This is a genomic window from Algoriphagus sanaruensis (assembly GCF_001593605.1).
Classification (GTDB): domain Bacteria; phylum Bacteroidota; class Bacteroidia; order Cytophagales; family Cyclobacteriaceae; genus Algoriphagus; species Algoriphagus sanaruensis.
Window position 1 is genome coordinate 1,340,961 of the sequence record NZ_CP012836.1, and the last position, 26,070, is coordinate 1,367,030.

A 26,070-nucleotide genomic window follows, 5' to 3' on the forward strand; every position below is an offset into this window, starting at 1 on the left:
TATTTTTCAAAAAAACGCGCAGATTCTATGAAGAAATTTCTACTTGCTACGGTCTTTTTACCGATGATGGCTTTTGGCCAAAATCATGAGGCAAACCTTCGGAAGATTTATGATACGGAGCTTTCGGCTGGCCACACCTATGATAACCTACGCTACCTCTGCAAGGTCATCGGAAATCGATTGGCTGGTTCGCCAGGTGCAGCTGCTTCGGTCGAATGGACTAAGCAGCTCATGGAAAGCTATGATTTTGACACAGTTTACCTTCAGCCTGTCATGGTGCCGCATTGGGAACGAGGAGGAAAAGATGTGGTCAAAATTGTTAATTCGGTCAAGCATGGGACCGTGGAGCTGAATGCGTTGGCTTTGGGTAATACTCGTGGCACAGGAGCAAAGGGACTTGTAGGTCAGGTAATTGAGGTGAAAAGTATTCCTGAATTGATGGCTATGGGAGAAAAAGTCCGTGGCAAAATAGTCTTTTTCAACGGTCCGATGGATCCTAAGTTGATCGATACTTTTCAGGCCTATGGAGGAGCGAATGCCCAGCGCAGTTCAGGAGCTGCAGAGGCTTCCAAACTAGGAGCGATTGGCACCTTGGTTCGGTCCTTAAGCAATACCATCAATGAATTTCCTCACACCGGTAATCAGCGGTATAATCCTGACTTTCCAGAAATTCCCGCCCTAGCGATCAGTACTGCAGATGCCGAATTATTGAGTGAACTTCTAGCAGATCAGGCAGATTTGAATGTGTATTTGGAGTCTTACGGAGAAATGAAGTCCGAGAAACTATCCTATAATGTGATCGGTGAAATCCGCGGAACGGAAAAGCCTGAGGAAATCATTGCTGTTGGAGGTCACCTCGATTCTTGGGATGTGGGCGAAGGAGCCCATGATGACGGAGCGGGTTGTATGCAGGCGATCGAAGTATTGCGATTATACAAGCAATTGGGTTGGAAGCCGAAGCGGACGATTCGTGCGGTGATGTGGATGAATGAAGAAAATGGACTTCGTGGAGGACAGGAATATGCCCGAGTGGCCAAGGAAAAAGGTGAAAAACACATCGCCGGGATTGAATCAGATTCGGGAGGATTTTTGCCGATTGGTTTTTCTTCTACAGGTACCGATGCTCAGCGATCTAAGTTGACCTCTTGGTCAGAGTTGCTCAGACCCTATCAGCTTTGGAGCTTAGATAGACCAGGTGGAGGAGCGGATATCGGTCCACTTCGAGATCAGGGCCCGATTTTAATTGGGTTAAAGCCAGATTCTCAGCGATATTTCTTCTATCACCATACAGAGGCAGATGTGTTTGAAGCGGTAGATCAGCGTGAACTTGAGCTCGTGGCGGCAGCCATGGCGGCCTTGGTGTATTTGATTGAGCAGGAGGGGATTTAGTATTTTGTATGTTGGAATTCAGAGGTCCTTAATCCTTTTATTTTACCTGACATCAATCAGTCTTTTTTGTAAGATTGGTCACCACTTTCCCTTTTCTATTCTGCTTCTTTTGGAAAAAATATACACCCATGAATGACCTTCAGATTGCAAATTCAGTCGCTCCACTACCGATCCAGCAGATCGCTGAGAAAATCGGAATCGACACCGAGAAGCTTGAATTTTACGGAAAATACAAGGCCAAACTCCCGCTTGATCTAATCAATGAAGAAAAGGCAAGACAAAGCAACTTGATTCTGGTGACGGCGATTACCCCGACTCCTGCGGGAGAGGGGAAGACAACTGTTACGATTGGGTTGAATGATGGCTTAAACCGTTTGGGGAAAGCTTCAATCGCGGTGATTCGAGAGCCTAGTCTGGGACCAGTTTTTGGAATCAAAGGTGGGGCGGCCGGTGGAGGATGGTCTCAAGTTATTCCCATGGAAGACATCAACCTCCATTTCACAGGTGACTTTCATGCGATCGAAAAGGCCAATAATTTGCTTTCTGCCTTGATTGACAATAATATCCAAAGCAAAACCAGGAACCTGGGCATCGATCCTCGCACTGTCCTTTGGAAGCGAGCTATGGACATGAATGACCGTGCCCTTCGAACTACTGTCGTTGGGCTTGGAGGAAAAAATGGAGGCATCCCTCGAGAGACCGGATTCAATATTACCGCTGCCTCAGAGGTGATGGCCATTCTTTGTATGAGCAAGGATTTGGAGGATTTGAAAGAGCGATTTGCTAGAATCTATATCGGAGATCGTTTTGATGGTTCTCCAGTGCTTGCCGGTGATCTCAACGCTCAAGGAGCCATGGCTACTTTGATGAAAGAAGCCATAAAACCCAACTTGGTTCAGACACTTGGACATCATTCAGCCATCATCCATGGAGGGCCTTTTGCCAACATTGCCCAAGGAACCAATTCCATTTTAGCTACCAAAATGGGGCTAAGTCTAGGGGATTATGTGGTGACGGAAGCAGGCTTTGGATCCGACCTGGGAGCAGAAAAATTTTTCAATATTAAATCCCGATCGGCTGGACTTTCTCCGAAGGCGGTGGTTTTGGTGGCCACCATCCGAGCCTTGAAATACCATGGTGGAAAGTCTCTTAAAGAATTGACTCAGCCAGATGTAGCAGCCTTGGAAAAAGGATTGCCTAATCTTCAGCATCATTTGAATAGCTTGAGCAGTTTTGGTGTTCCGGTCGTGGTTGCCGTGAATGTATTCAGTTCAGACTCCGAGGAAGAGCGAAAATTGATCGTCGATTACTGCCAAAATCAAGGGGTTTCAGTTGCACTCAGTGAAGGATGGGCGAAGGGTGGAGAAGGCTGTGAATCCCTCGGTTCATTGGTTATTCAAGCTGCAGAAAAGTGTGAAAAGTCCTTTACACCCACCTATCAGCTTGAAGATTCGGTAGAGGAAAAAATCAAAAAAGTAGCCCATACGATTTATGGGGCCTCAGGCGTGGAGTTTTCCTCCATCGCCAAGAGCCAATTGAAAAAAATCGAAAAACTAGGCTATGGGCAGTTTCCGATTTGTATGGCCAAGACACAGAAAAGCATCAGCGATCAAGAAAAACTAATTGGAAGGCCTACTGGATTTACCATCACCATCCGTGAGTTTGAAATCGCTGCCGGAGCAGAGTTCATTATTCCAATTGCAGGGGAAATTCTGAGAATGCCTGGGTTGCCTGAAGTTCCAGCTGCAGAATCTGTGGATATTTCGGCGGATGGACAGATTTCAGGACTTTTCTGAATCATAAAAACCCCGGTCATTGCTGGCCGGGGTCCAAACCAATTTCCATTAAAAAATCCCTATCTACTTACTTTATTTCGATTTTTCGAACCGGCTTACCGGATTTGGTGGACGATTTAGGTAAAACGATACGCAAGATTCCTTTGTCATACTTGGCCTTTATTTCATCTTGCTCAACTTCCTCTGGTAACACAAAAGATCGGCGGACGCTGCTGTATGAAAATTCTTTCTTTCGGTAGTTTTCCTTTTCTTCTTCAGATTCATTTTTGCGCTCGCCGCAAATGCTCAATACACCGTCGTGAATGTCAATCTTGAAATCTCCTTTTTCAAAACCTGGAGCAGAAAGCTCAAGCTTGAATTCTTTATCATTCTCAATCACATTGGTTGACGGGATTTCCACGGATTTTTCGGGAAACCAAAACTTATCCTCCCAGCCGAAAGGATTCTCTGTGCCGAAAAAGTCTTTGACCATATGTGGCCAAAAACCTCTGTCTTTTTTGGTGAGTTTGCCCATGGTTTCTAGCGTTTTAGTGGTGAAGTACGTGATGATGAATTTCCAGAAAAACCGACTGGTTTCCGATGATAATTGTCAAGGATTTGGGTGATAGTGATCAAAAAAATCGGGTATTTTTTAGCCTCTCAATTTTCGTGATTCCTGGGATTGAGGCTTTCGTGTACTGATTTGGTTTTCAAGGTGATAATCAATCCTTTTGGTGATAAATGTCATTTTCTAATCGAGCTTTTCTGGGTAGTATCGCTACAGTAAAACTCCAGAAATCATGGTCACGCTTCGCCTTCCAAAAACGCAGATTATGCAGGTTTGCATGGACAAGCAACAGCAAACTATTGCAGATTTTGAACATGAGATTTTAGCGCTCAAGCAGCAGCTTCGAAATCATGAAGAGACGGATAGTCAAGAGACAAGGCCCTCGCCAGAACGAAGAGAATTGTTGCTCCGGATGGAGCATGAACTCAATTTTCTCAACTATGAGCTGGAGGTGTTGAAAAGTATCAATTTGGAGGAAGATCTGGCCGAAATTGCGCTTGGCGCAGTAGTCGTCACAGATCAGCGAATCTTTTTTATATCTGTTTCTATTGAGCGGGTAGATGTGCTGGGAGAGGCGGTGATTGGAGTATCTACCAAGTCGCCGATTTATCATTCGATGCAAGGCAAAAAAACTGGAGAGTATTTCGATTACGGTGGAGTAAGATTCACCATTCTGGATGTGTATTAGTTGTTTGATCCCCACCTTGCAGTATGAAGTAGCGCCGACCCAAGAGTCGGCGCTTTTCAGTTAGGAACACGCGGATTATTTGGATTGACTTTCCAATAAGAGCTTTTCAGCTGCTTTGGATTCAATGAATTCTTTTTGGAATGGGATGGTCAAATACTGATCATTGGCCCAAATATCGAAGAGGTTTCGGTACCACGGACTGTTGGGATTTCCCGACTGACCGGGATTATTGATTCCTTGAGTTTTTTCCCAGTCTCCAGTATCCACCAAAATTCGAAAAGAAGCCCCAGAAGTGTTATTGTCCCCATAAGCATTGGCTCCTGGAGTAAAAGAATAGCCGCCTCGAGCGATGGGTCCCAGGTTAAATAGGGAATCAAATTTCGGGTGCACCACATCGCCTAGGGCATGCTTTAATTGTGCATGCTTGTAATTTGGCTGCCCATACTGCCATTTTGCAGGATCGGGTCCTAGTTTAACTTCCAATTCAGCGATTGCCTCCTCGAAGCTCTTTTGAATCCATTGGTCTCGAGCAGATTGGGCATGGTTTGAAAAAATGAGTTCAGGATTTTTTACCCATTGGATGATACGAGTAAGACTGAGTGTTCCCACCCATTCTTGAGCAGCTTGAGGTAAGAAAAGGGTGTTGGCCTCAGCCCTCAGTTTTCGCTCCCACATGACGTAAATCCCTGCCGGAATGGAGTTTTTCTCCAGTATCAAATCCCAGTCTTTTAGAAGGTCTTTTAAAGAATCCAGTTTTGGATGATCAAATTCAAGGGACAATAAATAAGGAAGAAGCTCCCTTGCAGGAATCGCCAAGTAATCATTTTGCAAAGCTCCCATTTCAGCCAAGCTGAATTTTTTATCTTGGCTTAACACTTCCGCTATACGTCTTCCTCTGAAATCATCGGCCCATTCATAGCCCAAAGCTTCTGGATAGGCATAATCCCGTGGAGCGACATGCTGATTGGCGGTAGCAATAAATCCTGAAGAAGGGTTGACTTGATGGGGAAGATTTTCGATTGGGAGAAATCCATCCCATTCCTGAGAGCCATCACCTTTGGTCGCGACCAACCCAGAAAAGCCATTTCGTATTGGGGTCAATGCGGATGCTTGCCAGCCGATGGTGCCATCTTTTCCCGCCCAAACCATATTTTCTCCGGGGACATGATTGCGGGTGCAGGCTGCTCTAAACTCCTCCCAAGTAGTAGCTTGCCCCATGCTCAAGCTGGAAAGATAAGGGGCAGATCCAGGCACTAGCCAAGCACATTGGACGGCCACTACTTTTCTCAACTCCTCGTCAATAAAAGTAACTGGGCCGTGCACCGTGTATCGATGTGTGACTTGCTTGAATCCTTCACCTTTGACCAAAATAGAATCTTGAATAACCTCGAAATTCTTCCATTCTCCTTGATGAAAGTATTGATTGGGGTTTGTGGGATGCAGGTCGTAGATTTTTAGATCCTCCATATCGGTCGAATATATCGTCAGTCCCCAAGCACCGTACGCGTTATGTCCAATGGAAACACCCGGGATTTCGGGTTCACCGCCCCCAACAACATCCCAGCCCGGAGCATTTAAATGAACCCAATATCGCAAAGAAGGCACCGCCTGTGCACGATGGGGATCATTGGCTAAATAGGGAAATCCGCTCTCAGTTTTGGATCCTGCTAGCACCCAATTATTGCTTCCTTGGGCAAATGCATCTGCTTTTTCATTGTCCTTCCACTCCATTTCCCATAGTGCCTGAAGACTTTCCGATTCAGAAGCTTCTCTTCGAAACTCGGGAAGAACATCTTCAGGCTTAAATTTGACAGTTGTCCGAAAAGCATTGTAGGGAGCCAAAATATCCTTGAAAAGTAATTCGTCGGGAATAGACTCATCTATTTTTAGAACTGGCTCATTCGGATGGAAGTAGAAAAGTTGCTTGGTTTTTTCTTCCCCAAGAACACGAACCGCACGGGAGATTTTAAGTTCATCCTGGACATTTTCCAACAGTCCTTGGTGCCTGGAAATCACCACTTCCCAAGTCCAAAAGTCCGGGAGAATATCGAGCATTTTGAATTCGATCGGCAGGTTTTCCGGATGTTCACGTGCCTCAGCGATATACTGATTGACTCCGGCTACGAAGGCATCCACGATCGCTTCTCCTCTGGGATGGTAATGGGAAAGCTCTTTGCTTTTATCCCCTCTGAACTTAAAAAGGCGAACTCCACGATCTCGTTCCAATTCCCTAGGCCCTAATAGTTCGGACAAAGTACCGGTAGCTTGTCGTCTCCAGATTTCAAATTGGAATAATCGATCTTGGGCCGCTAGATAGCCTTGGGTGTAAAACAGGTCGTGCTCGTTTTGGGCAAAAATATGCTGAATACCGGTGGAGTCTCGGTAAACTTCTACGGACTGGTCAAGGCCAGGAAGAGCTAATTTTGGGTCTGAGGAATCACAAGCCCATACCAAAGTCAGCAGGGCAAGTGTTAGTAAGCGGTTACGGATCATAGGGTTATGTTTGGTTTTAGTAAAAACCAAAACATTTCCCACAATCGCAAATCACTTTCTGTGAGCGGACTGCCCGATCTTATTCTTGAGTGATCGGAAATCCTTGCTGATACCAAGCTTGAATTCCTCCTTGGAGGTGATTGACTTTGGTATAGCCTTGCTGAGTCAAAAGTTGAGCGGCTTCCAAGCTTCGAGCACCTACCGCACAGTAAATGAAGATTTCTTGATCTTTTGGGATTTCAAGGGCTTTTTCTAAAAAATTGGACTGATAATAATCGATGACAATTGCATTGGGGATTTTTCCTTGCGCCACTTCCCCGGGGGTACGCACATCCAAGATGACCCCATTAGCACTTTTTTCTTGAAATTCTTTGGGAGATAGGTTGGAAACTCTGGCAGGAGCGACAGCTTCCGAGGTTTCAGTATTTTGTTGGTTGCCAGAGCTACAAGCTCCTAAGGTAAGGCTGCCAATCAAGGCAAGAAGGAGAAAATTTTTCATTGGATATCGAATGTTGTGAGTTTGCAATGGGGAGTTAAACTTCAAATGAGTTTTTATTCAGTCACGAATCTACTGGAAAGGACCCAAAGGTCTCAGTGAGCAAAAGCACATAAGAAGGCGCGAATGGCCTAACTGTCCTTTTGGGGCTCGGTAACTGGTTTCTCTTTTACAATTTCCCGGATGAGGATGGTTCCATTGATATAATTGATTCGGTCTCCAAGCTGCGCATTTCGATTGATAGAAATTCCTTCCATCAAAATTTTCACCTCAAGCCTTGCATCGGATTGTGTCCAAGTCAAATTGACCGGGGAAATGTTGGCGTGGTACCCTTCTCCAAATTTTCGGACGAGGTGATCAAATTGTTTATCGATAGCTAGAGGGACGGGATGGCCTCTCCAAGTTAATATTAGGGAATCACTGAGGAAGGTTGGGTTGGAAAATGAAAAGTCAGGATTGGATTCCTGTTCTGAATCCGGACGGATGTTAAAGTAAATCAAGTGATCGTATCCGCTTATCGAGAGCGGATTGCTGCGCTCGATTAAAAAGGTAAAAGGTACCTCGACGGTAGCTTCCGGATTTTCGAGCTCTTCAAAATAAGATTTGTAAGTCAGTCCCAAAGACTCTGCAATCAACTTGTCGAATTGGGGTTTTTTGACTGATTTATCTTCGAAAAGCTGGATGGTCTCCTCCGATAGCAAAGGGTAAATTGATTCGTAACCATGGTAATCTCCCAAGTAACGGATAATGGAATTTGCTTCCGAAAGATTTTTGGAATCGAGGGTGTTTCGGTTTAGTGGACTCTTTGCTACAAGGACACTGTCACTGGATTTTTCCCAAAGGACTTCGTTTTTGATTTTTCCATTTTCGAAAAGATCTTCTTGGGAAAGTATCGATTCAAGGCGCTGGAATTGGGCTTTTTCACTCCAAGAAAACATTCCCCAAGGTCCAATTGAGGCCAAAATCATGGTGATGGCCAAGGAAATCGGGATCGTTTTGATGCTTTTGAAACCCAAGATGAAATACATCGAAATGCCCAAAAGCCAAATTCCCATCAGAAGGATAATGTATCGGTTGACTGTCAATCCATACTCCTCAACCCGAATGCCGATGGCTAAGAACAGCAAGACGGTAAGTGGAAGCAGTAGGAAGTAAAATGCTTTGTAAAACGTCTTGATCCAGCCTCCTTCTTGTTCCTTTTGGTAGGGGAAAAGCAACAAGTTGGTGAATATACCCAGCACTGAAATCGCCACAATCAAATAGGATACGATCCCTCTCGGCCAGTCCCAAGTCAAAATGATTTTCCCTCCATATATATAGAGGATGGTCAGGTAAATCAACAGCAAAGGGATAAGGATAAACTGGGTAAAGATTTTGAGCCCTTTCGGATAGTTGACTTTTTCTTTTAGCTCAAATTCAAGTGGTATTCCCGCTAGAAAGTACCAGGTATTAAAAATGCCGCCAGTGAGGATATAAACCTCGGCATAAATTTTTGGGTCTATTTTCAGATCAAATAAAAGCGTCACTGCACCAAAAGCTAGCGTGATTCCAGTGCTGATGACTTGGGAGAAAAACACCGCAAGGACAATTCGGATAAATAGCGTTTTGTTGTAATTCCAGAAGCTTTTCAGGTTGCCCTTTTTCAAGAATGGAATAAAAGCGACCGTGAGGTGGAGTGCCAGATTATAGATCAGGTATTTGATGTAGGGGGCAAAGGTGTTGTTGGAATTTTCAGTATCTGGAAAAGAAAAATAAATAAGCACCAGTGTGAAAATACCTACGATCGATCCGAGAATTTTTTGGAGCTTCCCAAGTTTGGTTTTCTCCAGAAAGATATCAATCGAGAAAAAGAGCGGAATACCAAGTGCTAGTGTCAGTAAAAGGTGAAGAAGCTGGAGATTGCCATCGAAGTTTTCTTTTTCCACCAAGTAAATCGCCAGCATAGTGGCCAAAATGGAGCTTAATAAGCTTAGTGGAAACCGTCGGGCTGCCTGAAAGGCATCTTCATTGAGGCGCTGAATGGAATTAAGTCGCATGGGTAGAAACAATGAGTTAACCAAAAGTTAAGTCAAAGAATCAAGACCCCCAAATACGAATTTTATCCTCGGATTTGCCCGTTTCCTTGGACTATCCACTTGTAGCTAGTCAATTCACGAAGCGCCATCGGACCTCGAGCATGGAGTTTTTGGGTGCTGATGCCGATTTCAGCTCCAAGGCCAAATTGATTGCCATCCGTGAAAGCCGTGGAGGCATTTGCATAGACCGCCGCGGCATCTACTTCCAGTAAAAATCGCTGGATATGACTTTCAGTTTCAGAAACGATTGCCTCCGAGTGTTTGGAAGAATAGGTGGCAATATGATCCAAAGCCTCATCCAGTGAGGAGACTGTTTTGATGGAGAGTTTTAAGCTTAAAAACTCCGTCCCGAAGTGTTCTGGAGTAGCCTTTTCGATTTGAGAATGAGCTGGAAGGGAAGCAAATGATTTCTCATCTGCAAAGACCTGAACGCCACTTTGAAGCAATGGGTGAATCAGTTTTTCCAAGTTTGGAAGTATGGCCTCATTAACAATCAGACAGTCCAGACTATTGCAGACACTTGGTCGACGCGTTTTAGAATTATGGATGATCGCGCTGGCTTTTTCTAAATCTGCAGATTCATCAACAAAGGTGTGAACAATACCCGCTCCGGTTTCGATGACCGGAACTTTCGCATTTTCTCTCACAAAATTGATCAGACCCTGAGAGCCCCTTGGGATGATCACATCCACAAAGCCCACCGCTTCCAAAAGCGCTTTGGTGGCTGCACGATCCGGAGGGAGAAGTTGGAAGGCTTCTTTGGGCAGTCCATGGATTTCTAGGACTTGGTGAATCAAGGACATGATCGCCCGATTGGAAAAGTCAGCGTCAGAACCTCCTTTCAGTACTAAACCATTTCCTGATTTAAGCGCCAAAGTGAAAACATCAAATGTCACATTAGGTCTTGCTTCATAAATGATTCCGACCACGCCTAGAGGTACGGTGGTTTTACGAAGATGGAGTCCATTTTCCAGCGTTTTCTCTTCCAGTAAAATTCCAAGAGGACTATCAAGCGAGGCGACTTGACGAATTTCTGCTGCGATACCTGCAATTCTCGACTTGGTCAGTAGCAATCTATCGTACATCGGATTGGATTTTTCCATCCGATCCAAGTCTTTTTGATTTTCCTGAAGTAAAAAAGAACTGTTTTTCAGCGCCAAGTCAGCGAGATCATGCAGGACAAGCCGAACAAGTTCGTCTTGAATTCCGGCAAGTTTTCGACTGTTCTTTTGGACAGCCTCAAATTGGCTTTGATACTCATTCATGATCAAAAAGATAGAGGTAATCGTAATGAATTAAGGCTTTTTGGTTTTTCTGGCCGATCCGTTCGAGGGCTAGTTTGGAAGTGTATTCTGCGCGTCCCAATCCGATCTTTTCGCCTTTTTCATCCTTGATCAAGAGGATGTCACCTTTGGAAAATTCACCTTGAATATGTGTGATTCCCACAGGCAAGAGGCTTCGGATCACGGTTGAAAACAGGGAGTTTCTCGCGCCTTCATTGATGGTTATTTCCCCTTTGTAATATTGAGCCCCGTGTGCCAGCCATTTTTTAGTGGCGTGAGTGAGTTTTTTAGGTTCAAACCACGTGCAACGAAGATTCCCCGATTCAAACTCCGAAAGAATCCCTTCTCGTTTTCCATTGGCTATGATCACCTGAATGCCCAAGTCCGCAGATTTCTTGGCCATGGCATATTTGGTCAACATGCCACCTCGGCCAAAAGAGGACTTGGTAGCTGAAATATAGCTACTGACTTCAGGCATAGATGAGGATACTTTTTCGATCAATTCCGAACTAGGTTCTGATGGTGGTCCGGTAAAAATCCCATCTACATTGGTCAACAAAAGCAAGGTGTCAGCATTGATCATCGCTGCGGTCAAACTCGCCAACTCGTCATTGTCTGTAAACATCAATTCGGTGATGGTTACCGTGTCATTTTCATTGACTATGGGCAAAATGCCTTGTTGAAGCAGAGCCTCAAGGCAGTTTTTCATATTCAAAAAATGCTTTCGATCTCGGAAGTCTTCCTTGGTTACCAATATCTGGGCAATGGGCTGCTCTAATTTTCCGAACAAATCGAGGTATTGGTTGATCAAGCGAATCTGTCCCGTTGCAGCCCAAATTTGCTTTTTAAATACCGGGTTGAGTTTTTCGGGTAAGGCAATGGATTGTCTTCCAAAGGCAACCGCACCTGAACTCACCAAGACTACTTTTTTCCCTGCTTGAATCAATTGTTTGATTCCTTGCACCAAATGAGCCATTCGTTCCAAATCGGGCAAACCGTTTGCCTGAGTCAGGACATTGGATCCGATTTTGATTACGATGACTTTTGAAGCGAGCATTTTTGGAAAATTTTCATAAAAGTAATGGATTCGGTGCGGAGTTGCTAAAGAAAGTGGTTTTTGAATTGAGAAATGGAAATTATCGTGAAATACGATGGATAAAAATGCTTCGCACTGAAATAAGGGATTGGAGTTACTCGATAGGTTGTAAATCCGAAAACGTAATTCACAAAAATGCCATACTGAGCGTGCCCACTAGCATCAGAATTTTTGCCCAAGCCGAAAGCTTTGAAAAGTGTTCTTTGCGATCTGCGCGATAAACCTTCCACATAAACCAACCAAATACGATTCCCAAAATCCCGAAGAATACAAAAAGTAAAGGATTATTGATCTGGAACGTGACCGTCAGGATTGCCCCCACAAAACAGGTGGCGATCAGAAAAATAACTTGCTTGGTTTTGCGAAATCCAATCACAATCGGCAGGGTGCGGCACCCATGCTTGCGGTCTCCAGGTCGGTCTTCGATGTCCTTGATGATCTCGCGAATTAGATTGAGAAAGAAGGCAAAGATGGCATAGGTCAGGACCAAAAGTTCATTTTTCTGATAATGGAATGCGACAAGGTAAACCGAAAATCCAGTCAAAATAGCCACGGTCAGGTTTCCAATGAAAGGCTCCCGCTTAAGGCGATTGCTATATAGCCAGAGCAGAAATGCTGCGAAGAAATTAACCAAGGCTATTTTGGGACTAACCCAAAGCCCCAAGCCAATCGCTGCAAAATTGAATATCGTATGCAAGACCAATACTACCCTCCGCTTAATTCCTTTGCCCACAATGACATTCTTCGGGCGGTTGATATAGTCAATCTTAACATCGTAATAGTCATTGATCATGTAGCCTGCCGCAGTGATCAAGAGCGTAGAAAATATGAGTAAGTAAAGTTTGAAATCGAACCATACAGGAGTACCTGAATTACTTTGCCCAATTAAAAAATAAGCGGTCATCCCCTGAGCAAAAGCCACCATAAGCAGGTTGATCGGTCTGCTGATTTTAAAAAGTCCACGAATTGATAAGGTGCGCTCCATAATTCTATCCTTGCGAAAATACTATTTTCAATCATTCTGCCACTGAATTGTTTTGGACATAGGAAAATCGATTCCGTAACTTTTGCCAAAGGTCCAAACTCAATTTTTTATCTTGATCTTCTATTGAATAAATAAACCCATTGACCTATGGATTCTAAAACATTACAATCTCGACGGACCTTTATTGCCACGACTGGTGGGGCTTTGGCGGGAAGTCTTTTCTTGCACCCAGTGGCTCAGGCGCTCTCGATTTTCGATCGGCCCGGCCAAAAAATGAAATTGGCGCTTGTCGGAACGGGAGTTCGTGGCTTGGCCATGTGGGGTAGAGATGTGATAAGAGCCTATACCAATCAGATTGAATTTGTGGGGTTGTCGGATAAGAATGAGGGGCGATTGGCCTACGGCAAATCCTACATGGGCGTTTCTTGTCCTACTTTTTTGGATACTGACCAAATGCTCAAAGAGACGAAACCGGATGTCTTGATCGTCACCACCATGGATAGCACGCATCACGAGTTTATCATCAAAGGCCTGAATGCTGGAATGAATGTCATTTCAGAAAAACCGATGACCACGGATGAAACAAAAATGCAGGCCATACTTGATGCGGAACGGAAATCAGGCAAAAAGCTTATCGTCACATTCAACTATCGGTATTCTCCGCACAGACAGAAATTATACGAATTGCTCCGAAATGGTGAGATCGGAGAGATCACTTCGGTAGATTTTCACTGGTATTTGGATACCTCTCATGGCGCAGATTACTTCCGAAGATGGCATGGTCATCGGGAATCCAGCGGAACCCTTCTCGTGCATAAGTCTTCCCATCATTTTGATTTGCTCAACTGGTGGATTGACTCCGATCCGGAGGAGGTGTATGCTTATGGGGGCTTGGAATTTTATGGTAAAAATGCTCCTTTCCGATCCACTACTTGCCGAGGATGTCCTCATGCCAGCAAGTGTGACTTTCACTGGGATATCACCAAAAGTGAGCACTTGACCAAGCTTTATGTTGAAAATGAAAAGTATGACGGATACCATCGCGATGGTTGTGTTTTCCGGGAAAGCATCAACATCTACGATAAGATGGCGGTCCAAATCAAATACAAAAACAAGGTACAAGTCAGCTATTCCTTGACGACCTATTCCCCATACGAAGGATATCGAATCGCCTTCAATGGAACTAAAGGTAGATTGGAAGCTTGGATCAAAGAGAGTCAGCCTTGGGATGAAAAGGACGAGGATGAAATCGTATTGGTCAAAAATTTCGGACAGAAATACACGATCACAGTGCCTCATGGAGGCGGTGGTCATGGTGGAGGAGATACCCGATTGAAGGATAAATTATTCCTAGATCCCAATGCTCCAGATCCATGGCGACAATCTGCGGGAAGCCGGGATGGAGCCATGTCATGTTTGATAGGAATTGCCGCTCGGAACTCAATCGAACAAGGAAAGCCGATAAAAATTCAGGACTTGACGGATATTCCTTTGGCGGAAAGCGGAAGAGGAGCCTGAAGATTTCGGATATCTGATTTCGGATTTATGATTTATCCCGCGGGGCAGAAGCTTCGCGGGATTTTTTATTCACCGCAGAGGCGCTGAGGGCGCAGATAGGAGAATTACTGAGGTTCAAATTGATGAAATCCCCCCTTTTTAAGGGGGTTAGGGGATTTATTTTTAAAGGAGAATAGCCACAAAGAAAAAGGTGCATACCCAATTGAAGCTGATTCCAATCATTTTCTATTGTCCCCATTCCCTAAACTTTACAAAGATTCCCAAGAGGGTGTGCCAGAGGAAATCGTGTCCTAATCTTATCGAGAGGGAACTGAGGCTTAATGGGTTTTATTCACCGCAGAGGGCGCAGAAAGGAGAATTATTGAGGTTTAAATTGATGCAATTCCCCCTTTTTAAGAGGGCTAGGGGGATTTTTTTTATGGAGAATAGCCAGAAATAAAAAAGGTGCATACCCAATTGAAGCTGACTCCATTCTTTTTCTATTGCCCCAATTCCATAAATTCCACATAGATCCCCAAGAGTATATGCCAAAATAGGTAGTGTCCTAACCTTACTGAGAGGGATGCCAAGAATCCGGAATTTTTGAAATAGATCGCCTGAAGCAAGTTCATCAAGAATCCTGTTCCCAAAGAATAGAAAATCAAAAGAAAGCTCCCATTGGGAAGTTGCTCTAAGGGTTCTCTGAGGGAAGTGAGAATTGCACCGATCCAGAATAGGGTATTGAGGTGTTTTCCTTTTTGATACCAAGTCCCGATCGCTAAAAAGATAGTCAGCGGAATCAATCGATAGAATACCTCTATCTCCAAAGCACCGGAGAAAAACAAAAACATGGAATAGGGAAAAGGCTGCAAAAAGGGCGGCAATTCGTTGTAAGGTTGTGGATGAAGCAATACCTTGATCACCAGAATATCAAATATCCCAAACACTATCCCAATCAAAGCAGGAATCAGGAACCGATTTTTATTGGAAATCCCGGTTTCAAAAAAGTTAGGAAGACTAACCTTGCTTTGCAGCCACAAGAAAGGGAGACCCAGCAAGAGGATTAAAATGTTGTCTATCTGCCAAACTCTCAAAAAGGCATGATCTCCCGAGATAGCGTTACCGTACAGGCTTCCGATCCATGCGATCAGTAGAAAGGAAAGGTAAATGAGTAGATTTTGGGTGATTTGTTTGTCCGTTTGTGTTCCGCGGTTCATAAAGATTTATTTGATTTTAAGGAGATGAAAAAGTTGTGGGTTTGGGTTGCTTTAGTGAGGAAAAATTATTTTTAAAAAAGAAAATCCCACAAAGGCATGACCTCGTGGGATGTTTGGATTTTTAAAGAAAATCAATTTTAAACTTTACATACTAATTGAAAAGTAGGCTGTTTTACAAAATTCAAACATCTTTTGTAAAGAAGCCACTTATATGAGTCCTGACTGATTCTTCGGTAAAATGAATGAAATTTAACATTGGCTTTAATGCACTGAGTTGAGCGATTCGTCTAGGCTTCATTCATATTTTACGGAATGTAGGCGCTCTCTGGAAACGCTGAGTTGTAGTACATCCGGTCGAGAATAGTGGCCAACTGGATCAAAGTTTTGACGCTCTTCCAATACTCGGTTGAAATCCAAGGTTTCGTAAACAATACCTTCGGTATCTGCTACAGGTTCTAAAATCCATTTGCCATCAGGGCCCGCAATACAGCTTCCTCCATTTGCGAGGACCTCGGGACAAGTTTCCAAAATCACATCGAGGTGCGGGGTGTCAGCAGGGAAATCACTTTTCCGCATCAAACTCGAAACCGAAATCACAAAAGAACGGGACTCCTGAGCAATCGATCGGGTAATCAATTCCGTATTGCGAACGGCTCCTGGCCATACGGCGATGTGAAGATTTTCGCCCAGTCCATACAACGCAGTACGGGCCAAAGGCATCCAGTTTTCCCAGCAGTTGAGCCCGCCAAGGGTAAAAGACTTCAACGAATGAACTTGCAATCCATGCCCGTCTCCGGGAGACCAAGTCAAACGCTCATCGTAGGTGGGTTGGAGTTTGCGGTGGACGGATCGGATTTCTCCTTGCGCATCGATGTATACCAACGAGCAATACAGGCTATGCCCTCCTCGATCCTGAGGTCGTTCGATGATTCCCAAGTACACTGCGATTTGATGTTTTTGCGCGAGGGATTGAATAGAACGGAGATCTCCTTTTTCGATTTGGATTGCATTTTTGGCGTAATGCGCATGGATTTCTTTTTGGATTCGATTATCCCATGCAGAGGCGTGTGTAATCGAAAGCCACCATGGATATCCCGGAACCAGGCCTTCTCCAAAAATGATCAATTCTGCCCCTGAATTAGCGGCTTCTTCGATGGATTGCTTGACTTTTTCCAGCGTTCCTTGCTTGTCCAGCCAAACCGGGGTGATTTGAGCAAGCGCGACTTTTAAGGTGTCATCTCTGAAGGGAGTACTCATTCTTCTCCTGGTTTTAAGTCGTAATTGACCATCCAGCCAATCCCAAATTTATCCTCAAAACTGCCAAAGTAGGCTCCCCAGAAGGTTTTTTGGAACTCCATTTCCATCTTTCCTCCTTCGGAAAGACCTTTGAAAACACGCTCTCCCTCTTCTTTCGAGTCGGCATTGATGGAAATATAGTTATGGTTTCCTTTGATCCAGCGGTGCCCCATCGAAGGGCTGGTATCGCTTGCCATGATTTTGACTTGGTCATTGATGCGTAGAGAAGCATGCATCACTCGCGTTTTTTCATCTTCAGGAAGTTCCATGCCGGGGATTTCTCCAAAATAGCCAATCGGACCTTCAAACTGTCCTCCTAGGATAGCCTGATAAAAAAGCATGGCTTCTTCTGCCTTTCCGTCAAAATTCAAATATGGGTAAATGTTCATAGGGATTGTGCGGGTTAAATTAAAGGGGTTGAGGTTCGATACGGCGATCAATTTTATGGGATAAAATACCCAATACCAATCCCAAAGCAGCTAAGGCAAATGCCCCGCTAAGCCATGCGTAGGAAACTTGGATTGAAACCAAACAAAGAGCTAGTCCACATAGCCAGACGAGATGTCCTGTCCAAGTTTTTCTAGAAGGATTTGGTTTGCTAGAAATGGAACTTGTCTCGTTGAGAATGGGAATAAAATAGTGTCGGTAAGACCAAAGGATATATCCATTCATCAGGAGCAAAACTCCCAAGACATACGGCGTACCTCTCCAATTTTGCGAAATGGTCACCATCAGAATATTCAAAATCATGGGAATCAGCATGATTCCTCCAAGAAGTTTATATCGAGTAGTGATCAACATAAAACCAATTATGATCTGGCAAACTGCGATGAACTGAGCATACAATCCTAAGTCAAATTCGGCCAATCGCTCCACGAGCCAAGGCGGGCCGATCCATTGGATGAAGTTGTGGCCTTGGTAGAGCTTGACCATTCCCGCTCCCCAAAAGGTAAATCCCAAAAAGGCAGACGTTCCTTGGATGAAAAACTTCTTCATGCTTTGGTATGGTTTGGGGTACAGTTGGAGAATCAAGTTAAAATTTTTCAGGCTTATTTTAGCCTTCTTGTCTTCAAGAGAATCTGCAAAACGAGGATTTTTCCATCAATGGAGTCACAACCTAGACGAAGAGTCTTATTTTCGTTTACACTTAATTTTTGAAAGCTATGTCTACAAGTGAATTAGGAATCGGGAGTAAAATCAGCCATCCCAAATTTGGATCGGGAGTGATTGTTTCGGTGGATTCCAGCTATTACAAAATCTATTTTTCCTCCTCGGAAGAAGTCAAAACATTAGCCAGAGATTACGAAGGATACACGCTTGAGGAGGCCAAACTTCCAGATTTTCCGATGCTGACCATGAAGGATGTCGAGCGGGCGATTCGAGAAGCGTTACAAGCCACGAGTGAGCGTGCACCTTTGGTTCCTTTGGGTGGAAAATGGATGGGGGGAAAAGTGATTTTGGAACCTTCAGATACGAGTTTACAGGCGAAGGAAGTTCCTATGGAAACCTTCTTTCACAAAATTGTGATGGTCCGTGAAAAGCTCCGCGTGCTAGAACAAAACATCAATAACCACCCTAAGCTCGATGATGAAGATCGGATTGGGTTACAGCAATACATCACTCGTTGTTACGGTTCTCTGACTACGTTCAATGTCCTTTTTGCCTATAAAGAGGATCAGTTTAAGGGAAGTGGGGGAAGCTAAATTCGATTAATTATGCTCAAGAAAACGCTGATTTCCATATTTGTCTCATTTCTTTTTGCTGTCCAGACTGGAGAGGAAAAAGGATTGAAAACTGAATTTGCCGATTCATTTTTGGTAGGAACTGCGGTCAACCTCAATCAGGTGAATGGTCGTGAATCCGGCGCAGATTCCTTGATGAACTTACATTTCAGCTCCATTACTGCTGAAAATGGCCTCAAATGGGCGTTGGTTCATCCCAAAGAGCATGAGTTTGATTTTGCTTTTGGAGATGCCTTCGTGGCTTGGGGAGAAAAGCACCATGCATATCGTGTGGGGCATACCTTGGTTTGGCATCAGCAGACGCCCAAGTGGGTGTTTCAAAATGAGCAAGGCGAACCTTTGGATTCGGCATCTTTGGCAAATCGGATGCTGCATCATATCGAAACCGTGATGGGACGATATGCAGGTCGGATTCAGGCTTGGGATGTGGTCAATGAGGCGTTTGAAGATGATGGGAGATGGCGAAAAAGTCCATGGTTCACCATTTTGGGGGAAGGATTTATCGAAATGGCTTTTCGAAAAGCAGCACAAATGGATCCCAAAGCAGTGCTTATCTACAATGATTACAATGTCTGGAAGCCGGAGAAGCGAGCTGCAATTTTAGAAATGGCCAAATCACTACGTGCCAAAGGCGTGAAAATCGATGCTATCGGAATGCAGGCGCACTATCGGCTGGATTTTCCTTCGCTAGCGCAAATCGAAAAAGCCATTACCGATATTCATGAGGCAGGCTTTGAGGTCCATGTTACAGAGCTCGATGTGGATGTTTTGCCACGCCCGAGTGACAGTGATGGAGCGGATTTGAATATCAATTTTGCAGCCTCACCGAAATGGAATCCCTATGTGGAAGGGTTGCCTCAAGATATCGAAGAAAAATTGGTCAAGCGCTATGCGGATTTGATGAAGTTATTTCAAAGACATAAGGAAAAAGTGAAGCGGGTGACATTTTGGGGAATGCACGATGGAAGAAGCTGGCTCAACAACTGGCCGGTTCGTGGTCGCACTAATTATGCTTTACTCTTCGATCGAAATAAATCCTTAAAACCTGGATTTTGGACTGAAATGGGACGGGATTAGTTTGGTCGACACTCGATTCAAGCTTTAGATTTCAAAAATTAAGCCCACAAAGGCGGCCTATTCTCCAGCAAATTCTTTATTTCGTCTTCGCTAATTCAATCGAAGACTTTCATGAACGTTTTGTTTTTTGTCCGGGATATTCATGCCATAAGTGTCACGTTTATCCGACGGCAAATTCAATTGGTTAGCCAGCATCATGAAGTCTTGGTGGTCACCATTGATCATGGGAGTGACTACGAAGTGGATGGATTTAGGTGCAAAGGCATTCCTTTTCAGGATAGTTATTGGACCAATAAGCCTTTTAGAAGACTGAAGGAATGGGATCTTTACTTTGGATCTTTTAATCCCAAATTTGGAAAAAAGCTACAAGAAGTCGTCTCTCAGTTTAAGCCAGATGTGATTCACTGTCAGTTTGGAGTGGATGCCTTGATTTTTTTAGACCATTTCCCGAATCCTCAAAAAATCCCAGTCTTTATCCAGTTTCGGGGCTATGATGCCTCGACCTTATATTCCAAAAAATCCTACAAAAGACGCTTGCGGAGTTGGTTTTCAAAATCCTGGATTCATCCGATTTATGTCTCTTTGAACCAATACAATCGGGCAGTAAAGGAGAACTTGATTCCCGACAAAAAGCGGATTCTTTATTCGTGTACGGATACAGATTTTTTTTCTTTTTCTCCTAAGGAAAAAAGTCAAGAAAGAGGGTTGTTTCGGTTTTTGCAAGTGGGCAGGATGGTCGAGATCAAAGGACATTCGTATAGCCTTCAAGCCTTTAAACTGGCTTCGAATCGACTTCATCAAGAAGGCATAAAAAGTGAATTGGTATTTGCAGGCGATGGTCCGCTTCAGGAGCGACTAAAAAAGGAATGCAAGGAATTGGAAATCGATGATCTGGTCAAGTTCCTTGGTAATCAAACTCCTGTGGAGATTCGATATCTATTGAAAGGCGCCGATGGACTTCTTCATCCTAGCACCACTACAACGGATGGAGCAATCGAGGGAATGCCGAATGCGATAATGGAGTCACTTTCAGTAGGGATTCCGGTGATTGCGACGGAACATTCCGGAATTGAGGAATTAATGTGTCCTGAAGGAGGACTGTTTTTGTTTCCCGAGCGGGACGTGGAAAAATATGCCCAGGTAATGGTTGATTTAGCCTTGGGTAAATTAGCCTTTGATCCACAATCGGGTCGCGATCATATTGTGGAGCGATTCAGTGCCCAGCAGCATATTCGTCAGCTTTTGGAGTTTTATGGTGAGGAGCTTGGGCTAAAATAAAAAAAGCGGCTTCTTAGAAACCGCCCTTTTTGACTAACTAAACCAACTTTTGTTTCTTTAAATCGAGACCATGTCTTTTTCGACATCCACCAATGCTACAGCTCCATGGATAGCAGTCTCGTCTAATTCCGAAATTAGAATTTTTAGATTTTCAAGGACTGTAGGGTAGGAAAAAGTATGAAGTGTTTCATACATGGATTCCTTGAACAGTGGAAATGTTTTACGGATCGAGCCTCCAAGGACAATGGCTTCAGGGGCAAGCGAATAAAGAATCACTTTGAGCAATTCTCCTAAATGATGCCCAAATTCATGAAATGCTTTTTGTGCTTCAGGATCGCCGGCTTGTGCCGCTTTTGCAAGGGTTTTTGGTCGGCTATGGTAAAAATTATGGAAGAATTTGCCGCTGCAATAGTATTCGTAATTGTGGTCCAGGTAGGGGGCACTGCACCATTCTCCGGCAGCAGAATTAACGCCTGAATAAAGCTGGCCATTGATCACAATTCCTCCGCCGGTGCCAGTACCGAGTGTAATACCTACCAGGTTTTTAAATGGTTTTCCTACGCCATATTTATGAACGCCGATGGCAAAGCAATTCGCGTCATTGTTTACAAAGACGGGAAGTCCAAATCGTTCCGTGAGGAATTTTTTTAACTCCACATGCTGAAAAGATGGGATATTGGCCAGTCCCAGGACTACGCCTTGTTTGGTATCTACCAATCCTGGGATTCCAATACCTATACCCAAAATCTCATAGTGAGCATAGGTTTGGATAAATTCTGCAATGGTATTCAAGATAAACTCTTTACTCTCCAAAGCTGGAGTCGGAATAGACCGGATATCCTCCAGATGTCCATTGATCAGGACACCTCCTTTGATACCCGTTCCTCCAATATCTAATCCCAAAATTGCTTTTTGCATTCGCGTTGGTCTATTGTCAGGTTGAGAGATTTGATTTAACTGGCAAAAGCAAGAGAAAATCTCTTGCCCATGCGGTATTTTAAAGGTTAAGGATGCTGAATTAGAGCATTCCTTCAATGGATTTTTCTAGTTCTCGTGCAGTTGCCAAAAACTCATCCACATTCATATCTCTAAAGAAGATCAGCCCATGGCTCGCACGCACTTTTGCTCTTTCATGGAGGTAGAAGTAGTTTTTACCTAAGAGCAATTGGATGTCGTTGAGTTGGTTGACCCAAGTTCGCTTGGCAACTGTGCTAAACTTGCCATTATGCGAATAGCTTGGGAAAGATGCATTTACCTGGCTGAGGTAGCAGTTGGCAAAGGAATCTTCCATCACAGACATGTCTCCAAGGGAAACGGGAACGATCACATTTGCTTCGTACGGCTCGAATTTAAACCAGACATTTCGATATCCAATAATTCTGAGCTTGCTTGTGTCATGTTCTTCGCTCCATTTTTTGACTGCCGCAGCAGTGGCCTGAAGTACTTTGTAGTGCGTGTCAGGTCCAGAACCTTCTGGATCCAAGGTTAAGCTGAGTTTGGTCGGCTTGATTTTGCGGAACATGTCCACGATAGGTTCCACATCACGAGTCTTGTCAGGCTGCTCGGTGAAAATATCTCCGGTGTAAAACCCAAGACGTAAATGGTGGACATTTTTTACTTGTACTCCGAAGTGCGCCCATACCAATTCCTCTTCAAACTCACGGATCATGCCTTTTAGTTTCTGGATTTTGGAAGGGTTCTTCTCGCCATCGTAGGAATTTCTCAAGATGCTGATTACCTCATTGATGGTTTCTCTAAGCTGTGCTTTGTTTTTAATTCCCCAAACACTCACCAAGGCTCTTACTACCCGGTGAGAAAGGCCTCTTTTTCTTGCATCGGCATTTTCAGAAGCCACATTGGTTAGGTAATGATAGACGTCTTTGTCGGTTTTGAGTGAATAGCCTACTTCAAAGAAATCGTCAAAATTGACCATTTGGATTTTACCCTCATCAAGTAGCTTTTTAGTATGAAGCAATGTTTCGATGACAAACGTGTTGGTCACCGCAGTGAAACCCGAAGTTAAGACTGAGAAATGTGCTTCATTGCTTGGTTCATGAAGCTGGTTGGTGATATGAGGAAGAATACCTAGGGAAATGTCGTCATGGTGAGGTCCGGTATGAAGAAGAACTTCATTTTTTTCCTGAGTCAATCCTCGAGAAAGCTTGTCTTCGATACTTTTCATGACTTGACTTACGGTGTCTTCCGAAAGTCCTGGGATCAGCTTACAATATTTATCTGATTTGAGGTCTTCGATCTTAAGTCGGTGCCCATACTTGTTGAGCTTTTTGCAAAGTTCGATCACTGAGCGTTCAGTTTTTTCAAACGTCCATTCACCCTTTTGGTAGTAAGCATCGAGTGAATCCGTCAACTTAACTGCAGCGCCTTTGGTCAAGTAGAATCGGCCATTTTTCAGCTTTTGCAAAACCGTTGCTGGGTAGACATTGGTCATCGGCGTTTCCAAAGAATCCTTCACGATGCCTGCTTTTGCCTCACCGGCGGCGATAATAATTCCAACTGCCTCTGGGTTGTAAACGATGGTATCCAGACCAATTGTAATTACCAAACGGTTGGCAGATACTTCAATACCACCTAGGTCTCCAGCCGCTACCGCTTGAGTTTCAAAGTTAGTTTCAGTAAGACGAGTTACCGAGTAAATATGCGAGCCACGAGTATTGAAGGCGATGTGTCCATCAGGACCAATTCCTCCCAAAAAGAATCCAATTCCTCCAAGATTGCGAATTCGTTGTTCGTAGGTGCCGCACCATTCATCGATCATGTAGATCGACTTTTGTTGAAGTTTTTCGAGATCGTTGATTGGGTCTCTAAAACGTAGTGAAAGGTCTACTTTTAGATCAGGGAATATTTCAGAGAAATGTTTGCCTTCAGCCAATGGGATATCGTCCGAATTGATGAGAATGGCTTTTTCTTTTGAAAGTCCAAATCCTTGGATGTAGAATTTATTGACGTAGTCGTAGAAGCTGTTGTGCTGCTTGGAGGAGATAGGGTAAAACTCATCGATCTGCACAAAGGTAAGGTCCTTCAAGACAGGCTTGGAAACCTTGCCCAGACCATATTTTTCGCGAATTTCTTTACCTTTTTTACTGTCCCAATTGTCCAGAAGGTATTGAGTCCACTTGATGAAAAACTCAGGAGTTTTTCCGGTGGGTAGGCTGATTACTCCTTGAGGATTGGTTGAGGCCCATTCCAGAAATCGGCATGCAGTAAGCAATCCTAATTTTGGAAAGTTGTCAACGGTAAGATAGGGGATCAGGGTCGTGATTTGATCTACTCCGGACTCGGCTAAGAAGGCTTTTTCGACTTCGGAGAGGGGATACTTACTGAGCATACTGGATAGACAGTTTAGGTAAGAATTAGTATTTGTGTTGTTTTCGGTGAATCCAAATTTTCTAAACTACTCAAACGAATACGTTCAGAATTAAAATTCGAAAAATGCCATAAATCCTCATTTAATTCTTTTCCACTGGCAATTACTTCGAATTTATTATTTTCCTCAAAATTAAAAAACTTTGTTGAATAAAAATAAACTTTTATAAAATTTTTATAAAAGTCAGTCTTAAGGATAAAAATTTATAAGCTTCGAGTGAATGTCAATTTTATTCTAGCTTGGAATTCTTCAATAACTTTAAAAATCTCTGTAAGGGTTACTTGCTGCACTTTGGTAAGTTGCTCGAGTTTGATATAGTTTTTAGGTTTTTGATGTTGATCCAATAGAATATTGGCTTGATTTTCCAGGCGGAGATTCATCAGATATTCAAAGGCGTGCGTGAGTTCTTGAGCTTCTTTTTCAGTAAAGACACCTTTTTTCTGAAGGTTATTGATTCGTTGTATGGTGTTGGTTTCTGAGATTTCAAACCGTAAGGCATAAACACGGGCAAGGTCTACAATAGGACGTAGTGTTTGCTTTAGGTTAAGTTGCTTTTTGCCTTCGATATCTTCAGTTTTGATTTTTCTAAAAAAAGTAAGTGGGGGCTCATACTGAAGTGCATTGTGTCCCAAATTGATGAAAAATCGTTCTGGAGCATCTTTTAAAAGACCTTGCATATGCTCTTTCAAGTCTGCTAATAAAGATTCTTCTCCAAATATTGCTCGGCAATCAAAGAAGGTCGAGTAATTCATAGCCGTCTCTTGTGAGGCATCGCTGATCCATTGATCGTAGTTTCGTTTCCAGTGCGAGAGGGAATGCGTCCATTTTGGATTCATAGCCATCAGGTTACCCTGACAAAACTCAATGCCGATTTCGTCCAAAGCAGTCGATACTTTGGTGGCAAACTCAAGGAAATAGCTTCGAACCAATTCCCGTTGTTCGTTGGCCTTGTCTTCATAGATAATTGCGTTGTCCTGGTCAGTTTTTAAGGTGAGTTCCCCTCTTCCCTGACTTCCCAAAACGAAGAACACAAACTTGGCAGGAGCCGGTCCGATTTCCTTTAGAACCCGCTCAATAACGCGCTGGGTAATGGTGTCCACTACAGCTGAAATTATTTGCGTGATAAATTCCCCCTTCATTCCTCGTTCGATAAGAACTTGAATTAGGGTTGGCATTTGTGTCCATTTTTCTTTAAGCTCGGAAATATGCCGTGCCTCTTTGACTGATTGGATAAATAGGAATGGCCCTTGGCTTTGTTCAGTTAGAACTTTCGTCCGGCTAATCCATCCCAAATAGTCCGCATTGTCTTTGACTAAGAGGTATCTTGCTTTTGTCTGAAACATCAAAAGTAAGGCTTCTACTAGGCTGGATTCTGGGGAAATAGTGACTAGGTCAGATTCAAAAATGACGCTGACCGGATCAGTGGGGTTCAATCCTGCGGCGAGTACTTTATCTCTCAGGGTGAGGTCAGTGATATAGCCTAAAAGATCGCTTGGTCCATTGCCAATAAACAAACAACTCACCTGCTCTTGCGCCATTTTTTGAGCACAGATGTCAATAGGTGTATTAGGGGTTACCCAGCGAATGCTTCGGACCAAAAGGTCTTTGACTTGCTTGGTGTAAAATTGCTCTGAGACGAAAGGACCCTTGATCTGCATTTGGGGAAGTTACAAAACAGTTTAGCCAATCTGAAAAAAAACGAAGCCGCCTCACGGGAAATGAGGCGGCTC

Annotated in this window: 21 protein-coding genes; 7 read left to right on the forward strand and 14 right to left on the reverse strand. The window is 43.8% G+C overall.

Annotated elements, in window-relative coordinates; all coding sequences use genetic code 11:
• The first annotated feature begins 27 nt into the window (after positions 1–27).
• Together AO498_RS05970 and AO498_RS05975 are read left to right on the forward strand one after the other, a co-directional pair.
• Complete coding sequence (locus AO498_RS05970) at positions 28–1,389, forward strand: M20/M25/M40 family metallo-hydrolase (RefSeq protein WP_067550276.1); 1,362 nt, start codon at positions 28–30, stop codon at positions 1,387–1,389.
• A gap of 128 nt (positions 1,390–1,517) precedes the next feature.
• Positions 1,518–3,185 carry a formate--tetrahydrofolate ligase gene (locus AO498_RS05975; protein WP_067544736.1) on the forward strand — a complete coding sequence of 556 codons (1,668 nt, stop codon included), beginning with the start codon at positions 1,518–1,520 and terminating at the stop codon, positions 3,183–3,185.
• A gap of 67 nt (positions 3,186–3,252) precedes the next feature.
• Here AO498_RS05975 and AO498_RS05980 read toward each other — a convergent pair whose 3' ends face one another.
• Positions 3,253–3,699 (reverse strand): Hsp20/alpha crystallin family protein, encoded by a 447-nt coding sequence (locus AO498_RS05980; RefSeq protein ID WP_067544738.1) that lies wholly within the window; start codon positions 3,697–3,699, stop codon positions 3,253–3,255.
• A gap of 265 nt (positions 3,700–3,964) precedes the next feature.
• On the opposite strand from AO498_RS05980, the gene AO498_RS05985 reads away from it, so the two are divergent.
• Positions 3,965–4,420: a hypothetical protein gene (locus AO498_RS05985; RefSeq protein ID WP_067544740.1), complete on the forward strand. Its 456-nt coding sequence runs from the start codon at positions 3,965–3,967 to the stop codon at positions 4,418–4,420.
• A 75-nt stretch (positions 4,421–4,495) separates the two neighbouring features.
• On the opposite strand, the gene AO498_RS05990 is transcribed toward AO498_RS05985, so the two are convergent.
• The 6 genes from AO498_RS05990 to AO498_RS06015 all read right to left on the reverse strand — a co-directional run bounded on the left by AO498_RS05990 (position 4,496) and on the right by AO498_RS06015 (position 12,848).
• Positions 4,496–6,913, reverse strand: a complete 2,418-nt coding sequence (locus tag AO498_RS05990; protein ID WP_067550279.1) for a penicillin acylase family protein — start codon at positions 6,911–6,913, stop codon at positions 4,496–4,498.
• A gap of 79 nt (positions 6,914–6,992) precedes the next feature.
• On the reverse strand, positions 6,993–7,412 hold the full coding sequence (locus AO498_RS05995) for a rhodanese-like domain-containing protein (protein WP_067544742.1): 420 nt from the start codon (positions 7,410–7,412) through the stop codon (positions 6,993–6,995).
• Positions 7,413–7,540: 128 nt separating this feature from the next.
• A complete protein-coding gene (locus AO498_RS06000) occupies positions 7,541–9,445 on the reverse strand; it encodes a DUF4153 domain-containing protein (protein WP_067544744.1) in 1,905 nt (634 codons plus the stop codon).
• 62 nt (positions 9,446–9,507) lie between these two features.
• Positions 9,508–10,749, reverse strand: a complete 1,242-nt coding sequence (locus AO498_RS06005) for a glutamate-5-semialdehyde dehydrogenase (RefSeq protein ID WP_067544746.1) — start codon at positions 10,747–10,749, stop codon at positions 9,508–9,510.
• Positions 10,742–11,824: a glutamate 5-kinase gene (proB, locus tag AO498_RS06010; RefSeq protein WP_067544748.1), complete on the reverse strand. Its 1,083-nt coding sequence runs from the start codon at positions 11,822–11,824 to the stop codon at positions 10,742–10,744. The genes AO498_RS06005 and proB overlap by 8 nt, the downstream gene beginning before the upstream one ends.
• Positions 11,825–11,990: 166 nt before the next feature.
• Positions 11,991–12,848: a geranylgeranylglycerol-phosphate geranylgeranyltransferase gene (locus AO498_RS06015; protein WP_067544750.1), complete on the reverse strand. Its 858-nt coding sequence runs from the start codon at positions 12,846–12,848 to the stop codon at positions 11,991–11,993.
• Positions 12,849–12,995: 147 nt separating this feature from the next.
• Here AO498_RS06015 and AO498_RS06020 point away from each other — a divergent pair, with 147 nt between their 5' ends.
• Positions 12,996–14,366 (forward strand): Gfo/Idh/MocA family protein, encoded by a 1,371-nt coding sequence (locus AO498_RS06020; protein WP_067544752.1) that lies wholly within the window; start codon positions 12,996–12,998, stop codon positions 14,364–14,366.
• A 479-nt stretch (positions 14,367–14,845) separates the two neighbouring features.
• On the opposite strand, the gene AO498_RS06030 is transcribed toward AO498_RS06020, so the two are convergent.
• The 4 genes from AO498_RS06030 to AO498_RS06045 form a co-directional block, all read right to left on the reverse strand.
• Complete coding sequence (locus AO498_RS06030) at positions 14,846–15,562, reverse strand: hypothetical protein (RefSeq protein WP_067544756.1); 717 nt, start codon at positions 15,560–15,562, stop codon at positions 14,846–14,848.
• Positions 15,563–15,856: 294 nt separating this feature from the next.
• On the reverse strand, positions 15,857–16,819 hold the full coding sequence (locus AO498_RS06035; RefSeq protein ID WP_067544758.1) for a carbon-nitrogen hydrolase family protein: 963 nt from the start codon (positions 16,817–16,819) through the stop codon (positions 15,857–15,859).
• The gene (locus AO498_RS06040; RefSeq protein WP_067544760.1) at positions 16,816–17,247 is read right to left on the reverse strand and encodes a VOC family protein; all 432 of its coding nucleotides are present in this window, start codon (positions 17,245–17,247) and stop codon (positions 16,816–16,818) included. The genes AO498_RS06035 and AO498_RS06040 overlap by 4 nt, the downstream gene beginning before the upstream one ends.
• A 19-nt stretch (positions 17,248–17,266) precedes the next feature.
• Positions 17,267–17,854, reverse strand: coding sequence for a hypothetical protein (locus AO498_RS06045; RefSeq protein ID WP_067544762.1), 588 nt, complete (start codon positions 17,852–17,854; stop codon positions 17,267–17,269).
• A 167-nt stretch (positions 17,855–18,021) separates the two neighbouring features.
• Between AO498_RS06045 and AO498_RS06055 the strand changes: the two genes are divergently transcribed.
• From AO498_RS06055 to AO498_RS06065, 3 genes are all read left to right on the forward strand, one after another.
• Positions 18,022–18,561 (forward strand): hypothetical protein, encoded by a 540-nt coding sequence (locus AO498_RS06055; protein ID WP_067544766.1) that lies wholly within the window; start codon positions 18,022–18,024, stop codon positions 18,559–18,561.
• 12 nt (positions 18,562–18,573) lie between these two features.
• Positions 18,574–19,677, forward strand: coding sequence for an endo-1,4-beta-xylanase (locus tag AO498_RS06060; RefSeq protein WP_067544768.1), 1,104 nt, complete (start codon positions 18,574–18,576; stop codon positions 19,675–19,677).
• A 111-nt stretch (positions 19,678–19,788) separates the two neighbouring features.
• Positions 19,789–20,955, forward strand: a complete 1,167-nt coding sequence (locus tag AO498_RS06065) for a glycosyltransferase family 4 protein (RefSeq protein WP_067544770.1) — start codon at positions 19,789–19,791, stop codon at positions 20,953–20,955.
• A 57-nt stretch (positions 20,956–21,012) separates the two neighbouring features.
• Here AO498_RS06065 and AO498_RS06070 read toward each other — a convergent pair whose 3' ends face one another.
• The 3 genes from AO498_RS06070 to AO498_RS06080 form a co-directional block, all read right to left on the reverse strand.
• Complete coding sequence (locus AO498_RS06070) at positions 21,013–21,873, reverse strand: ROK family protein (protein ID WP_067544771.1); 861 nt, start codon at positions 21,871–21,873, stop codon at positions 21,013–21,015.
• 100 nt (positions 21,874–21,973) lie between these two features.
• On the reverse strand, positions 21,974–24,301 hold the full coding sequence (locus tag AO498_RS06075; protein ID WP_067544773.1) for a PIG-L family deacetylase: 2,328 nt from the start codon (positions 24,299–24,301) through the stop codon (positions 21,974–21,976).
• Positions 24,302–24,543: 242 nt separating this feature from the next.
• Positions 24,544–25,998 carry a DUF294 nucleotidyltransferase-like domain-containing protein gene (locus AO498_RS06080; RefSeq protein WP_067544775.1) on the reverse strand — a complete coding sequence of 485 codons (1,455 nt, stop codon included), beginning with the start codon at positions 25,996–25,998 and terminating at the stop codon, positions 24,544–24,546.
• Positions 25,999–26,070 lie beyond the last annotated feature (72 nt).

What these genes read in the sequence shown, in the direction of transcription:
- AO498_RS05970 (WP_067550276.1), top strand. Translation starts at nt 28, where the DNA reads ATGAAGAAATTTCTACTTGCTACGGTCTTTTTACCGATGATGGCTTTT.
- AO498_RS05975 (WP_067544736.1), top strand. Translation starts at nt 1,518, where the DNA reads ATGAATGACCTTCAGATTGCAAATTCAGTCGCTCCACTACCGATCCAG.
- AO498_RS05980 (WP_067544738.1), bottom strand. Translation starts at nt 3,699, where the DNA reads ATGGGCAAACTCACCAAAAAAGACAGAGGTTTTTGGCCACATATGGTC.
- AO498_RS05985 (WP_067544740.1), top strand. Translation starts at nt 3,965, where the DNA reads ATGGTCACGCTTCGCCTTCCAAAAACGCAGATTATGCAGGTTTGCATG.
- AO498_RS05990 (WP_067550279.1), bottom strand. Translation starts at nt 6,913, where the DNA reads ATGATCCGTAACCGCTTACTAACACTTGCCCTGCTGACTTTGGTATGG.
- AO498_RS05995 (WP_067544742.1), bottom strand. Translation starts at nt 7,412, where the DNA reads ATGAAAAATTTTCTCCTTCTTGCCTTGATTGGCAGCCTTACCTTAGGA.
- AO498_RS06000 (WP_067544744.1), bottom strand. Translation starts at nt 9,445, where the DNA reads ATGCGACTTAATTCCATTCAGCGCCTCAATGAAGATGCCTTTCAGGCA.
- AO498_RS06005 (WP_067544746.1), bottom strand. Translation starts at nt 10,749, where the DNA reads ATGAATGAGTATCAAAGCCAATTTGAGGCTGTCCAAAAGAACAGTCGA.
- proB (WP_067544748.1), bottom strand. Translation starts at nt 11,824, where the DNA reads ATGCTCGCTTCAAAAGTCATCGTAATCAAAATCGGATCCAATGTCCTG.
- AO498_RS06015 (WP_067544750.1), bottom strand. Translation starts at nt 12,848, where the DNA reads ATGGAGCGCACCTTATCAATTCGTGGACTTTTTAAAATCAGCAGACCG.
- AO498_RS06020 (WP_067544752.1), top strand. Translation starts at nt 12,996, where the DNA reads ATGGATTCTAAAACATTACAATCTCGACGGACCTTTATTGCCACGACT.
- AO498_RS06030 (WP_067544756.1), bottom strand. Translation starts at nt 15,562, where the DNA reads ATGAACCGCGGAACACAAACGGACAAACAAATCACCCAAAATCTACTC.
- AO498_RS06035 (WP_067544758.1), bottom strand. Translation starts at nt 16,819, where the DNA reads ATGAGTACTCCCTTCAGAGATGACACCTTAAAAGTCGCGCTTGCTCAA.
- AO498_RS06040 (WP_067544760.1), bottom strand. Translation starts at nt 17,247, where the DNA reads ATGAACATTTACCCATATTTGAATTTTGACGGAAAGGCAGAAGAAGCC.
- AO498_RS06045 (WP_067544762.1), bottom strand. Translation starts at nt 17,854, where the DNA reads ATGAAGAAGTTTTTCATCCAAGGAACGTCTGCCTTTTTGGGATTTACC.
- AO498_RS06055 (WP_067544766.1), top strand. Translation starts at nt 18,022, where the DNA reads ATGTCTACAAGTGAATTAGGAATCGGGAGTAAAATCAGCCATCCCAAA.
- AO498_RS06060 (WP_067544768.1), top strand. Translation starts at nt 18,574, where the DNA reads ATGCTCAAGAAAACGCTGATTTCCATATTTGTCTCATTTCTTTTTGCT.
- AO498_RS06065 (WP_067544770.1), top strand. Translation starts at nt 19,789, where the DNA reads ATGAACGTTTTGTTTTTTGTCCGGGATATTCATGCCATAAGTGTCACG.
- AO498_RS06070 (WP_067544771.1), bottom strand. Translation starts at nt 21,873, where the DNA reads ATGCAAAAAGCAATTTTGGGATTAGATATTGGAGGAACGGGTATCAAA.
- AO498_RS06075 (WP_067544773.1), bottom strand. Translation starts at nt 24,301, where the DNA reads ATGCTCAGTAAGTATCCCCTCTCCGAAGTCGAAAAAGCCTTCTTAGCC.
- AO498_RS06080 (WP_067544775.1), bottom strand. Translation starts at nt 25,998, where the DNA reads ATGCAGATCAAGGGTCCTTTCGTCTCAGAGCAATTTTACACCAAGCAA.